Below are 14,187 nucleotides of genomic sequence, written 5' to 3' on the forward strand. Positions count from 1 at the left end.
GGGATTTCTAGAAGCTATAATTAGATGGAAGTTGATGGTATAATTTGTGGCAGTTTAAATGCTTTGTAACTAAGGGGGGATGACCATGATCATAGGAAAGCAAGCACCCAAATTAAAAGCTGGAGACGAGATACGCATTCTTTCGCCGTCCAGAAGCTTGTCGATCGTTTCTGAGGAAAATCGCTTGATTGCCCAGCAAAGACTGGAGGAGCTAGGGTTTAAAGTGAGTTTTTCGCAACATGTGCTGGAAAATGATGATTTTACATCTTCCTCGATAGAGTCCAGAGTCGCAGACTTGCACGAAGCTTTTGTCGATCCAACGGTAAAGGGCATTCTGACTTCAATTGGGGGCTATAATGCCAATCAGCTCCTTACCCATCTTGACTATGAACTGATTGGAGCTCATCCTAAACGATTATGTGGTTATTCGGATATAACAGCGTTAAGCCATGCGATTTATGCAAAAACGGGGCTTATCACGTATGCAGGACCTCATTTTTTGACGTTTGCCATGTTGCGAGGAAATGATTATACGACGGCGTATTTTCAAAGGTTGATGTTGGAAGAGGGCAGCATTCAAATCCAGTCTTCGTCGGAGTGGAGTGACGATACTTGGTATCTAGATCAGGATCAAAGAAGCTTTTACCGCAATGCGGGTCCGTATGCGATTCATGAAGGTGAAGCAACGGGTACGATTGTGGGCGGAAACTTGTGTACCCTGAATTTGTTGCAGGGGACTCCGTATATGCCGAGTCTGGAAGGAAGCATTCTATTTGTTGAGGATGATTACGAAAGCTCTCCCGCTACGTTTGATCGGGATTTGCAATCACTGTTGCACCAGCCTGGATTTGATCAGGTTAAGGGGATCATCATAGGACGATTTCAGCAGGCGTCGCATATGACAGAAGAATTGCTGCGGCAAATCATTAGCTCGAAAAGAGAATTGGCCTCCATTCCAGTGATTGCAGATGCTGATTTTGGTCATACTACGCCGCAGTTTACATATCCGATTGGTGGGAAGGCTAGCATCCATGCCCGTAATGGCAGGGTGAGTACTGAAATATGTGAATAATTAACACAACTTATGTAGGCATATCCGTTTTTATTTGGGAGGAACGCAGGTGAACGCCTTGTTGGAAATGCTGATGCAGCTATTTGAGCGCGCAGCGTTGTTACTGATTTGTTTATTTTTTATTACACGTATCCCGCGCTTTAAGGAAACCTTGCAAAAGAACAGCCATTCTCCGGCAGAGCTGGCCATATTAACATTGATCTTTTGTATGTTTGCGCTGTTCGGCACCTACACCGGGATTGAAGTCGAAGGTTCGCTTGTTAACGTTCGAATCATTGCAATTATGGCAGGCGGTATTTTGTTCGGACCATGGGTTGGGATCGTTACAGGTATTGTATCAGGTATCCACCGTTATCTAATTGATATCGGGGGAGTGACCTCGATTCCGTGTCTGATTACGAGTATTTTGGCAGGTGTGGTGTCAGGATACATTGGCCGCCGGGTCAACCGTTCCAAGAGATGGCTAGTCGGTATCGCCGCAGGTATGGTCTGCGAAGCATTAACGATGCTGCTCATTCTGGTGATGGCACAACCCCATAACCTTGGAGTGGACATCGTTTCCAAGATTGGTCTACCGATGATTATCGGAGAAGTCAGTATCGGTTTAATCGTTCTGTTGATCCAGAGTGTGGAGGGGGAAAAGGAGAATATCGCGGCCAGACAGGCCAAGCTGGCGCTGGATATTGCCAATAAGACGTTGCCTTATTTTCGCTCCATTAATGCGGAATCCTTGCATACCATTTGTTCGATCATAAAAGAAGATATCAAGGCAGACGCGGTGGCGATTACGGATACCAGAGATGTGCTGGCCTATGTCGGTTTTGGCGAAGAGCGTTATCACATCGGAGATGAGATCATTAGCGATGTGACTAAATCGACGATCCGCAGCGGTAAAATCACGATCCGCAACCATATTGCAGACGATAAAACACCCCAAATCCAGTCTCTGCTCATTATCCCGTTAGAGGAGCGGGGAGAAGTAACCGGAACGTTGAAGATTTATTATCGCAAAGCTTATAAAATTACGTATCCGTTGCAGACGATGGCGATTGGCTTGTCTCAAATCATTTCCACGTTAATGGAAGTGTCACGTGTGGAGCAAATTAAGGAAGCAGCGAATAAAGCCGAGCTAAAGGCGCTCCAAACGAAAATTAATCCCCATTTTCTGTTTAACGCGCTGAACGCCATTGCCTCTACGACACGCACCAAGCCGGATAAGGCACGAGAGCTGATCATTAATTTATCAGGCTATCTGCGCTATAATTTGGAGCTGAATGATGATTTGATCGAAATTCATAAGGAGCTTCAGCAGGTGTCTGATTACGTGGAAATTGAAAAAGCACGCTTCGGCAACCGACTTCAGGTAGAGTATGTAATGGATGAGGTGTCTGTGCGTATTCCAAGTCTTATTATCCAGCCCCTGGTTGAGAATGCGATTAATCACGGAATCCTCAAGAAAAAGGGGACAGGTACAGTAACTATTTCTGTAAAGGATCGTGGAGAAATGGTGCGTATTTCTGTAGCAGATACCGGGGTAGGTATACGGGATGATGTTGTGGATAACCTGTATCATGATCGGGTTCCGGCTAAACAGATCGGCTTGTACAATGTGCACAGACGACTCAAGCTTATGTACGGCGAAGGAGTTATTATTCTGAAGCATGAACCGGGCACCGAAGTCTATTTTGACATACCAAAGGAGAAGTCATGAAGGCCATAATTGTAGAAGACGAGCTTCCGGCGCGTGAAGAGCTGGAGTATCTTATTCAGACTCATAGCAACATTGAGGTGACCGATAGTTTCGAGGATGGGCTAGATGTTTTTCGGTTTCTGCAAGATCAGGAGACGGACGCGATCTTTCTGGACATTAACATTCCTTCATTGGACGGGATGCTGCTGGCACAGAACATTAGCAAATTTGCCAAAAAGCCCTATATTATTTTTACGACCGCCTATAAAGAACATGCGGCGCAGGCTTTTGAACTGGAGGCGTTCGACTACATCCTCAAACCATATGACGAAAAACGGATCGCATCTATGCTACGCAAGCTGGAAAATGCTTATGAGCAGCAGAATGTTCCAATACAGGAGCCTGTCCAGACTGCACAATCCCGAGCTGCTGAAGCCAGTACTGTTGCTGCGCCAGGTCGTATTAATTTGTTGAAAAATGACAAAATCATTGTGACGGATGCGAACGATATTTACTATGCGTGTGCGCAGGAAAAGGTGACCCGTGTCTTTACAAGGCACGAAGAATATACGATGCCGATGAGCATTTCGGAATTTCATGCCCGGCTGCCGCAGCAGGACTTTTTCCGCTGTCACCGTTCATACACGGTGAATCTATCGCAGATCCGTGAAATTGTACCTTGGTTCAACCATACGTATCTCCTGCGTTTGCGTGGACTAGAAGCAGAGATTCCTGTGAGCCGTAGTAAAGCCAAGGAATTCCGGCAAATTATGCGACTTTAAAGGCATTTCATTCCGCTATATGTGCATTTCATTCCTCAAACGATTTCTGGCTAACATGCAGGGTTATAATAATCCATGTAGAGAGAATCCTTACAGACTTGCTCCTCCACAGGCGCAAAGCGTACTGGATTCCCGGTTATCATGATAACAAACTGACGCTGTAGAGCCGGAATGAAAAGAGGAGATTTATATGAAAACAAACAGCGGAAATCGTTGGCTTGTCGTGCTTGGAACGATAATTGTCCAGATGGGATTAGGAACCATTTACACATGGAGTTTATTTAATCAACCGTTGGTGGACCGCTTTGGCTGGAACCTCAGTTCGGTTGCCATTACATTTTCAATTACCAGTTTTGCACTGGCGTTTGCTACATTATTCGCAGGCAAACTACAGGATAAATGGGGACTACGTCGTTTGATTTTGTGTGCAGGTGTCGTGTTAGGAGCAGGGCTCATGCTCAGTTCGCAGGTAACATCGCTGTCCCTGCTTTACATTTTGGCGGGTATTGTCGTAGGTTTTGCAGATGGAACGGCATATATTACATCACTGTCGAATCTGATTAAATGGTTTCCTGAGAAAAAAGGACTTATTTCCGGTATTTCGGTTGGGGCATATGGAACAGGCAGTCTTATATTCAAGTATATTAATGGTTCGTTGATTCAGTCCGTTGGCGTATCACAAGCGTTTTTATATTGGGGAATGATCGTGCTGATCATGATTGTGGGTGGTTCTTTCCTGGTAAGAGAAGCTGTAGTCGTGAACAAGCCTTCGGTACAAAATGGGGTTGTACAGCGGGACTACACCGTTAAAGAAATGCTGCGCACCAAGCAGGCATACCTGCTGTTCGTAATGTTCTTTACCGCTTGTATGAGTGGTCTCTACCTGATTGGGGTAGTCAAAGATATCGGCGTACGGATGGCCGGCCTAGATGTAGCAACAGCTGCTAATGCGGTCGCTATGGTCGCAATTTTCAACACGGCGGGCCGGATCATACTGGGTGCACTATCGGATAAAGTAGGTCGTCTGAAAGTAGTAGCGGGTGCGTTGCTGACAACGGCGGTCGCAGTCACAGTGCTGAGTCTGGTACCGCTGAATTATGGTTTATTCTTTGCCTGTGTAGCAGGAATTGCTTTTTGCTTCGGCGGCAACATTACAGTCTTTCCTGCCATCGTAGCTGATTTCTTCGGCCTGAAAAATCAAAGCAAAAACTATGGTATTGTGTATCAAGGCTTTGGCCTCGGTGCGCTGGCGGGGTCATTTATCGCAGCCTTGCTCGGTGGATTCATCCCTACCTTTACCACGATTGCTGTGCTGTGTGTCGTATCGTTCCTGATTGCCCTCACCATTCGCACTCCAGAACAAGGCAAAGGCAAACTGCGCAGTGAACGGAAGAAAAATACCAACAGTGTGCGCAGCATGAAGCCTGGAACGAAACTGGGTTAAACGATTTGAGAAAAAAGAACCAGATGAATGCCAAAAGACCTGTCATCATTTCTCTAAGGGAGATTATGGCAGGTTATTTGTTTTTCCAATAATCTATTTTACGGTATAATAAAAAGATGTGTAATAAGCCGATATATACAAAAGACATAAGCTAAGAACCTGACAGGAGGACGAGTCATGATCGTGGACACAAGCGGGAATCTGCTTGCCCGCAATACGAAGCTGCGAAATACATATCAAATTCGAAGCGCCTTGTCCCGCAGTGAGCTGGCCATCGTGTATACGGCAAGGCTGTTGGATAACCGAGAAAAGGTCATTGTGAAGGAATTTTTTCCGAATGCACTGGCTTTGCGGGGGATGGATCGAAAAACGGTCACTTGCGGTGCTTCTATGCAATCCAAATACGTGGAGTTTATGCATTATTTTTTGCGTGAAGGGCAAATGTTGAAGGAGTTAAGTCATCCGGGAATTGTCGGTTATATAGATCACTTTGAGGAAAATGGAACTGCCTATCTGGTCATGGAATACTGTGCAGGCAAGACACTGGATCGAATGATGAAAGAAGAGGCTGTGCCAACGTATGATCCCACTTTTTTGTACCATACGCTGCTACCTTTAATTGATGCCATGGAGTACATTCATGACAAAGGAATTATTCATCGGGATATTAAGCCGGGTAACATTATGATTGGGGAAAATGGCAAGATCAAGCTGATTGATTTTGGTTCGGCTGTGCATTTTGAAGGTAAAGAGCATCCGATCTTCACCACAGCGGGCTATTCTCCGCTGGAATTTTACTCTAATCGTTCGCAGCAGGGGCCTGTATCGGATATCTATAGTTTGGCCGCCACGCTGTATTATTGCCGAAAAGGAACACCTCCGCCAGATGTGCCAGGCCGATTGTTTGCAGATCATTCCGAGCGGATTCAGATTGAAAATGCGGGACTTTCTCTGCTGCCGTATGTCATTCGGCGTGGTCTGGAGGTACAGGCTAACAAGCGTTGCCGCTCACTTCGATGGTTTAAAGCCGCACTACGTGCGGAATATTGGATAAAAAAAGGGAAGCGCCCTACTCTTACGGTTCGTTAATCGTAAGAGACGGTGCTTCTCTTTTTTACGTTGTGACGGACATTATCCTGTCGGAGCTTGGATATGGTCGGTGTACACTGAAGTATTCGGTTTAATCGCTTTGTATCGCAGCTCGATTTCAGTCACACCATCCTCGAATGTAATGTACAGTTTGTCGCTGTACTCCATGACCGCTTTTTTGTTGCGGGCTAATCTGATCTTTCCATGCTGTAAGGCACAGCGTGTATCATGTTTCACGATTAGGCTCCCTTTTTTGCCTGCGGAAAATAGAATCCGTTCCGCTTCTGGCAACGGTTCGTGAACGTCAAGCGTACGGAACAACTCCTGTAAGCTGACCTTACGACCCGGAAAGGAGGTGAGCGGCCAAGATTTTACCGGAATCTCCTGTCCACTTGCTGTAGCGAGAAAATATCCTTCGATTCTTCCGGCAAACTGCGGCTTCGGCCGCAAGAACCAATACAGAAAAGCGGCTACCACGACACTGATGGCTACCGTCCATTTAATGGCTGTATACCGGGATTGTACGGAAACGGTTAGTGTAGCGCTGCTGGATGCGCCTTCCGGATCGGTAGCGGTAATCTTTAGCTGAGTGTCACCTGTGTGGAGCTCGGATAGCAGCAGATCATTACCGTTAATCTCAGCATGGACCGCATCCCCAGAGGCTTCTGAATCCAGCTTATAGTTCAGCTTGTCATGATTCGGGTCAATGATAAAATCCGATAAACTTCGACGGGAATCGCCGTCTTCTTTTACCAGGCGAATCGTCAGGTCTTTCAAGACTTGTGGCGCTGCATTGGCCGCGTGAACTTTATGTACAGTTCCCTTACGGTACCATTGCGGACTATCCAGGGATAGCTGCCATGTATAATCCCCGGTTTGAGGGAACGCATATTCGGTATGGAAGGCTCCTGACTTATAGGTCATAGGCACCTTTTTGGCTGTGCCCCCCTTTGGAGTAACTATAATATGGGCTTGGAGAGACGTATATACGGCTTCATCCGTAAGCTTTTGACTGTCGGGTAACAGGAGCTGAGCTTGAAACGGTGTGGCTTGACCTTTCAGCAACTGCACAGGCTTGTCGCCATGAGTTGCCGTTGCTTGCTTTCCTCCCATGGTAGCTTCGGCTTCCAGTCGATAGCTGCCAAGTAAATTAATTTTTACCAAATCCCCGCGTATGCCCCGTAGTTTCAACTTCACTTTACCTGCCTGTGGATGCTCGATTTTTAAAATCGCATATCGGCTCGACTTGTACCTGCGGACATTTTCTGAATTGGAATATAGCTGTGTTTCCAGAAGGGGATGCTCCGACAAAAGCACCAGATTGGCTTCCTCCATACTAGAATCAGGTAGAGTTACAGTTAATTCTTGCATCTCGCCAGTGGTCGTAATTGCAGCAATTGGAACGAGCTTGGAGCGAATTTGACTGGCGAAAATCCGGTTCAGAATTTCCGGCAGATCCTCGGCACTACTCGTAATAAAAGAAGCTCCACCCGTTTGAGAAGCGATCCGTTCGAGTTCTTGTCGGTTCACTGTGCCATCATGGTTCAGACCAATCGTGTACACCGGATATCCCTTGGTCTGTGCAGATTTGATGACAGAGGACACATCGTTATTGGAGTCACCTTTAGATCGGGAACCAGAGGAGGCACCAAAATCAGTCTCTCCATCTGACAATAGAATCATAAAAGGCTGACGCCCTTGGGATGCTCCTGCCGCTAGCAGCTCCGAGCCTTTGCGCAACCCAAGTCCCAAATCCGTATAACCGGAACGGTTTAGCGTTCTGATATCCTGCTGGATTTGGGATTTTTGCGCTGCCACGGCAATCGAAGTCAGTGGTTTCGAGGCGACCACGTTGTGATTGTAGGCAACGAATCCTACGCGTGTGCGGTCTGCATCACTCAAATCCATAAACATATTGATGACTTCGGCAGCAATGCCCTCAGGATCAGTATCCCTCATGGAATAACTGGTATCCAATACAAAAACGGCATCATAACCCTCGATCGGGACAGCACCCAAAGATGCTGCATTAGCCTGATTTACAGTGCAAATGCCCCCATTTAAGCCCATTTGTAAAAATAGTACAAAAGTCATGAAAACAATAATCCCTAGTTTCCTTATTCTGAACATAAGCTCCTCCATCGTCGAGACCAACATGGGGGGATCAACTCTCCTAATCCTTGGGATATAAGGGATAAAGGATCAAAACAGCTGATAAACCTCACATTAGCCATGAATTTGATTCTTTTACGCTTATCAGAAATATCCAATGGACTTCTATCGGTAATTGGGTTCCATTTGTGAATATTTCCCTGAAGAAACAGGTCTAACATATCATGAAAATTACGTATTCACGCATAAAATGAGTCAAAATGCCCTGTTTCAATCTGAGACTACAGAAATTGACAAAACTGAAGGGTACTTTGTATGATAGCTCTCGTATCAACGGCAAAAATTGGGATTGAAGTTAGGAATACGAAATCATAAATTTAAAATTTCTGTGTTATCTGACTTTTGAATTTGAAAAACATCTCATTTGTATGCTTTGCCGTTAAAAGCCGAATAACGCTTCGGACCGATTTTCGAGGTTACATGCCTGTACCGTAAATGTGGTATAAGCTCAATCCTTTGACGAATTTAAATGTTAAGTAGGGGGGAGGAGGCAAAAGAACTAAAAATGAGTATTCGTCCGTTTCAAATTGGACATCCCGTGTTCGTATATGGAGCAATGGACCTATAACTCATACTTTATTCATTTGCCGACAGCGATGGAAATCATTTATCAAACCAACCGTACAATGCTTTTTGAAGAGATTAACCCGGAAAAGCTGGACCTGATCACCATTGTAGGTGATGTGAAGGGTATTGACAGCTTGAGCGATGAAAAGATCAAGGAAATTAATCAGCACCTTCTGGTGCGCAGCTTTGACGAATTTTTGGATAAGTTTTCACCAACCGTGTATTCGTTTTTTAACGCGGCCAATCAAAAAGTCGTCTACACCCTTAAAAAGCCAGAGGGAATTGATGAGGATAGCATTTCTGAAATTCGTGTAAATCAAAGTAATGACTTTCTGAAAATGTTGTTTACGCTCATCGATACCAAGCGCAGTCAAGGAATTACAAATGTAGATTTCAAATTTGAAAATCTGCTGGATATGATTTCACCGAAAAAGGTCATGGATGATATTCGTCAAGTCCGCAAAGAGATTCACTATATGTATGGTGAATACGACAAGCTGGATGATGGCGATCCAAAGAAACTCGACATGGGTGACAAGCTGAATGGAATGTTCGAGGAAGCGAGTCAGAACTATAACAACGTTATGGCTATGCTCCCACTGGCAATTGAGGACATCAAAACCCGCCTTCTGCTCGGTGGCGCCCAAGAGGAAAACTCCGGCGAGCTGATTCAGGTGGGTATGCTCTCCATTGGGGAAAGCGGCGAACTGAAAATTATTGAAGCGCCGAAGAGCGACAGTACTGAGCTGATGTTATTGGATGAGAACAGCACTGGCGATCTCTCCCAAGTATTCGAAGAGGATTATAACTCCATCACAGATACGCCTTCTGACTATGTGAAGGATTTGGTGGTTCGCACGTTTGTGCCACTGCCGGCAGTTCAGACCAAGGTGGATACAGCGGTTGAAGTTCAAAACTACAACACGTATCTGGAGTTCTATAAAAATGCCAAGGACGATTTCGTAAAGGCGGTTAAGCCGCTTGTGGAGAAAATTCTCGGTGTCAAAATGTTCTTCGATCAATATGCAACGAAGAGCAAAGGCATGCTGCCGACAATGCTGGTGGCGAACAACAAGCTGGACATGCTGGTGAAAAGCAGCAATATCCCGCGCCTGGAAACATACCTGAACACTGTGAATGCTAAGAATGAATTCAGCGACACGATCTGGTTCGGTATCGTTCCATCCGTCGAGCTGGAAGCAGCCGGTAAGGTAAAAGTTTCACGTGAACGCTTCAAGGGTAACGAGAAGGTCGTTAAGCAGGGCGGAAATTCTATGGAATCGCTCTCGATGCTGCTGCAAGTCGTGAAGGATTACAAAATTCAAATGTTCTTTAACTTTGAATCCGGTGAAGAAACGACTTTCAACAGTATGGCGACAGCAGGTATCGACAAATATGTCGATAAATGTGCCAGTCTCGTTCGCAGAGAATATAGCGAATTTGCCATTCCTTGTGTACCGAACTTTACGATTATTCCGAAGGACAAATCGGGTGTCATTATCGACAGCAAAATGCTACAGACCGAAGACGGTGTACAGCTCTCTAAGGAGAAAGAGGATATTCTCAAGCTGTGGATCGAGGGCGTTTATGTGGGTGCAGCCTATGTTGCCGCCGGCTTGGTCGCTTCCTATCAGTGTCCTGAATACCTGCGTGAGACGTTCAAAACGGTCAATAAGAACTTCCCTGGCGTACGCTTCGACATTGAAGCGGGAGACAACAGTCTGCGCACGGTGACGACGATGGCCAAGGAAATCACCGGTTTCACCAACACGATCAAGGATGCCATCAACCGTAAAAACTTCGGCTTTGTATTCTCGTCGGAGAATGCTCAGATTCAGGATAAGGATATCCGCCGGATTACCGTCTACAAGGCGAGAAGCATGGCGATGTCCGAGGACGGTTTTGACTCCATATACAAGACGCTGGTCAGCACGTACATTGAACGTATTTTGCGCTACCAGACAGGGGACTTCAAACACGAAAATATCGTCCGCTTCTTCAGTAACAATCCGAGCAGTCAGAAGAGCAAGTGGCTGAGCAGCAGAGGATCTGTTAACTCGATCATTCAGGACGGAGACGATATGAGCTTCATTATTGATGAGAAAAGCAATATGTGCCATATCGATCTGGTCTTCAACGGTAATGTGAAAAACCTGGAAGTCATGATCACTAAGGGAACCAGCTCGGTCAAATCATGATCCGAGCACTACGAAAGATGTTAGAGGCGTTTCTATCCAGAACCGCCTTTATACATAAATCGCGGAGAAGCTCTGCATCTCCCGCCATCATATTACCTAATTTCAAGGAGGCAACACACATGGGATTCAGATTGAAAGTAGAAGGACAAGAAACAATCGAGCTGGGCTTGGATAACATCCAAACGGTTATTTATGACACCGATACACCGGACGATTCCAATGCACGCTCCACTGACGTAGGCTCCACGCTGCGCATCAGTGGCAAAATCATCACAGCAGTAGACGGTGACAGCGCGGATGACACGCTGAAACTGGCTCTGTGGTCTCTGGTTCCTGCTGAAAAAGCAGACAGCTACCGTAAAGTAACACTGGAAGTTATCGCAGCTGATCAAGTTGTGCGTAAAATCCACTTCCCGAATGCTTTCGTTGTAGACTACAACGAGCACTTCGGCGACACAGAAGGTGTAGGTGCATTTACACTCTACATCAAACAAAAGAAAGACAAAACCGAGCTGGCTACAATCGACGGCGGATATCCGGTTTAAGCTTAACGTCTTCACGTTAAGTGCAGCTTAAACACACACTCACCTGGCACACAAGTGCAAGGTGGATAAATATTAAGAGGCCTACGGGTCTCTTAATATTTATTTTTTTCGGAGAGGGGAACATCACACAATGACCAACTACTATGAGCTGCTCGGTGTCAGCCGGGATGCTTCGGAGGCAGAGATTAAGCAGGCTTACCGTAAACTGGCCAAAAAGTATCATCCTGATACCAACCAGGGAAGCGAGGAAGCAACGCGCAAGTTCAAGCTAATTCACGAGGCTTACAATACCTTGCGTGACGAAGCATTGCGGCAGGCATACGATGCCGAGCTCATCCGAAAAACTGAGGGAGCTGGCGGGGAACAGCGAGAGAGAGGCAGAGGGGCTGCATCCTCCGGCGGTGCGCGTACGGCAGCCAAAGGATTCAATCCGGCTGATATAGGTACTGATTTTGAGCAATTTTTTGGTTTTCATCCGAAAACGAAGGAGGGCTCACCAGGGAAAAAAACGAAAAAACCCGGTGATCCGACGGATACCTCAGCGATGTTTAACCAATTTTTCGGTATTCGTAAAAAGTGATGATTTCAGGATAGAAATGGGGGAAGCAAGCAGTGAAAACGGCGCAGAACAGATGGGTTTTCATCATAGATGTTGCCATGTTCGGGCTGATGCTGGCGATCGCCTTTTATGTGTTTAATCGTACAGGCTACAGCGGTTTGAAAACCGTGGTCGCGATAGGTATTGGAATCGGCGTGCTTGTATACATATTGCGCAATCTGGTGTCCGTTGTACCCGTGGCCAAGCCAAAGGCACAACGTCATCGGATTGCCAAGCTGGTGTTGATTGATGAAGAGGGCGAGTCCATTAAAGAATGGTATATCGAAGGCGAAACGTCGCTCTTAATCGGTAAAACAACGTCACGTTCAGAGGCGGATATTGATTTGGTAGGTACAGACTATGCCTCCCTGGTAAGTGTGGAGCATGCGGTACTCAACCGGGTGAACAGCGACTGGTTTGTGGAGGATGTGGATTCCGGTAATGGTACAGGCTTGCGGTCTGCCAACGAAAGTGTAACCAAGAAGTTGGAAAGCGGTGAGCCATACCGGATTTACTCAGGTGACTTATTATATATTGCCAATACGAGACTGCTCGTTAAATAGATGAGGATGCTGCAAAATCCTTAGATCGCTGAAAAGACAATCATGACAATGGGGGAAGGAACCGACTATGAGTTTGACAAGATGCCCGAACGGACACATGTTCAGTACACGAAAGCACGGAAATACGTGTCCATATTGCAACACGGTAGTAAATGTAGCTGCACCCAAGAGCGTAGAGCCAGCAGCAGCGAAAACAAACGTCGCAGGAGATAACGACAAAACAATGCCTTATTTGGGTGAGACAGTAGGCATTCATCCAGTAACTGGATGGCTGGTATGCATCGAAGGAGCACAAGTGGGTCAAGATTATCGCATTATGGCGGAGAAAAACTTTATCGGGCGCGCAGAGGAAATGCATGTCCGCATTATCGGGGACAACACGATTTCCCGTAGAAATCATGCGGTCATTGTGTATGATCCGAAGAAACGTAACTTTTATTTGCTGCCAGGCGATTCATCAGGTTTGGCGTACCACAATAACGAAGCGGTATATTCACCAGCAGAGCTGGCTGCCTATGACGTGATTCAGCTGGGACACAGCAAATTTATCTTTATCCCGCTGTGTGGCGCCCATTTTGAGTGGGATAACGAAAACTAGGACGGAATTGGGCAATGGTGCAGGGAGGTAACGATATGCAGCCTTATTTTGTTGTAAGTGGAGCTGCGGTACTATTCGCTGTTCTGCTCATGATCCGTATACGACTGACGCGAATTTCCGGCAGCCGTACCGTGAGTGGAATTGAGATCGGAAATGGTCAAACGATCGGGAGCCGGAGCGAGCAGGATGATTATTTCTCCAGTATGACGACACCTGTCGGTACGCTGGCTGTTGTCGCAGACGGTATTAGCGGACTGGCCAATGGACGTATGTCCAGTACCTTGGCTGTGACGACTTTTACGAAGGCGTTTGCCAAGCTGGAAGATGCAACGAATTTGAACGGATATTTTGCAAAGGCGGCAACTCAAAGCAATCGCGGCATTTTGCAAAATTTGAATGGACAGGGCGGAGGAACGACGCTGGCTGCGGTCATTGTGTGCGGCTATCAGCTGTATTACGGAGCGGTGGGCGACAGCCTGATTACGATTTACCGCAATGGTCATTTCCAAACAGTCAATTCCAAGCATACAGCGGAAACACTGCTGGAGGAACGAGTGCTTGCTGGACAAATGACCTCGGAGGAAGCCAAAACGAGTCCAGTGCGTAATCAACTGGTCAACTACTTGGGCTATGAGGGCTTTGAGAGCATGGAGCTGGGTAGGGCACCGATTCGTCTGTATTCGGGCGATCATGTGCTGCTGTGCAGCGATGGCATTCAGGAGGCGCTGACGGAGATTGAACTGGAAGAGATTATGCGCAAGGGTGGAACACCACAGGAAACAGCGGATGCCATGATCGACGCCATTAATGATAAAGGCTTTAAAAGTCAGGATAATGCTACAGTACTTATTTTGGCGATAGGATGAAAC

The 14,187-nt window shown here is 46.4% G+C and carries 12 protein-coding genes; 11 read left to right on the top strand and 1 reads right to left on the bottom strand.

The annotated features are described in order from the left end of the window. Nucleotides 1-85: 85 nt before the first annotated feature. The 5 genes from NSS66_RS13535 to NSS66_RS13555 all read left to right on the top strand — a co-directional run bounded on the left by NSS66_RS13535 (nucleotide 86) and on the right by NSS66_RS13555 (nucleotide 6,077). Nucleotides 86-1,072, top strand: coding sequence for a S66 family peptidase (locus tag NSS66_RS13535; protein ID WP_339200702.1), 987 nt, complete (start codon nucleotides 86-88; stop codon nucleotides 1,070-1,072). A gap of 49 nt (nucleotides 1,073-1,121) precedes the next feature. Next, on the top strand, nucleotides 1,122-2,783 hold the full coding sequence (locus NSS66_RS13540; RefSeq protein WP_023989865.1) for a sensor histidine kinase: 1,662 nt from the start codon (nucleotides 1,122-1,124) through the stop codon (nucleotides 2,781-2,783). Beyond that, nucleotides 2,780-3,544 (top strand): LytR/AlgR family response regulator transcription factor, encoded by a 765-nt coding sequence (locus NSS66_RS13545; RefSeq protein ID WP_023989864.1) that lies wholly within the window; start codon nucleotides 2,780-2,782, stop codon nucleotides 3,542-3,544. The genes NSS66_RS13540 and NSS66_RS13545 overlap by 4 nt, the downstream gene beginning before the upstream one ends. 190 nt (nucleotides 3,545-3,734) lie before the next feature. Beyond that, nucleotides 3,735-4,988, top strand: a complete 1,254-nt coding sequence (locus NSS66_RS13550) for an L-lactate MFS transporter (RefSeq protein ID WP_023989863.1) — start codon at nucleotides 3,735-3,737, stop codon at nucleotides 4,986-4,988. A gap of 177 nt (nucleotides 4,989-5,165) precedes the next feature. After that, nucleotides 5,166-6,077, top strand: coding sequence for a serine/threonine protein kinase (locus tag NSS66_RS13555; RefSeq protein WP_028542467.1), 912 nt, complete (start codon nucleotides 5,166-5,168; stop codon nucleotides 6,075-6,077). Between the two features lie 42 nt (nucleotides 6,078-6,119). Here NSS66_RS13555 and NSS66_RS13560 read toward each other — a convergent pair whose 3' ends face one another. After that, nucleotides 6,120-8,207 carry a vWA domain-containing protein gene (locus NSS66_RS13560; protein ID WP_233903761.1) on the bottom strand — a complete coding sequence of 696 codons (2,088 nt, stop codon included), beginning with the start codon at nucleotides 8,205-8,207 and terminating at the stop codon, nucleotides 6,120-6,122. A gap of 638 nt (nucleotides 8,208-8,845) precedes the next feature. On the opposite strand from NSS66_RS13560, the gene NSS66_RS13565 reads away from it, so the two are divergent. From NSS66_RS13565 to NSS66_RS13590, 6 genes are all read left to right on the top strand, one after another. After that, nucleotides 8,846-11,014 (top strand): hypothetical protein, encoded by a 2,169-nt coding sequence (locus NSS66_RS13565; RefSeq protein WP_023989860.1) that lies wholly within the window; start codon nucleotides 8,846-8,848, stop codon nucleotides 11,012-11,014. Nucleotides 11,015-11,133: 119 nt separating this feature from the next. After that, a complete protein-coding gene (locus NSS66_RS13570; protein WP_013311475.1) occupies nucleotides 11,134-11,559 on the top strand; it encodes a hypothetical protein in 426 nt (141 codons plus the stop codon). 130 nt (nucleotides 11,560-11,689) lie between these two features. After that, nucleotides 11,690-12,139 carry a J domain-containing protein gene (locus tag NSS66_RS13575; protein WP_025720823.1) on the top strand — a complete coding sequence of 150 codons (450 nt, stop codon included), beginning with the start codon at nucleotides 11,690-11,692 and terminating at the stop codon, nucleotides 12,137-12,139. A gap of 32 nt (nucleotides 12,140-12,171) precedes the next feature. Continuing rightward, nucleotides 12,172-12,720, top strand: coding sequence for an FHA domain-containing protein (locus NSS66_RS13580; protein WP_028542469.1), 549 nt, complete (start codon nucleotides 12,172-12,174; stop codon nucleotides 12,718-12,720). Nucleotides 12,721-12,787: 67 nt separating this feature from the next. Then, nucleotides 12,788-13,318 (top strand): FHA domain-containing protein, encoded by a 531-nt coding sequence (locus tag NSS66_RS13585; protein ID WP_023989857.1) that lies wholly within the window; start codon nucleotides 12,788-12,790, stop codon nucleotides 13,316-13,318. 35 nt (nucleotides 13,319-13,353) lie between these two features. Further along, on the top strand, nucleotides 13,354-14,184 hold the full coding sequence (locus tag NSS66_RS13590; protein ID WP_340959120.1) for a PP2C family protein-serine/threonine phosphatase: 831 nt from the start codon (nucleotides 13,354-13,356) through the stop codon (nucleotides 14,182-14,184). Nucleotides 14,185-14,187 lie beyond the last annotated feature (3 nt).

This window comes from Paenibacillus sp. FSL R10-2748 (assembly GCF_038005565.1).
Lineage (GTDB): Bacteria > Bacillota > Bacilli > Paenibacillales > Paenibacillaceae > Paenibacillus > Paenibacillus polymyxa_B.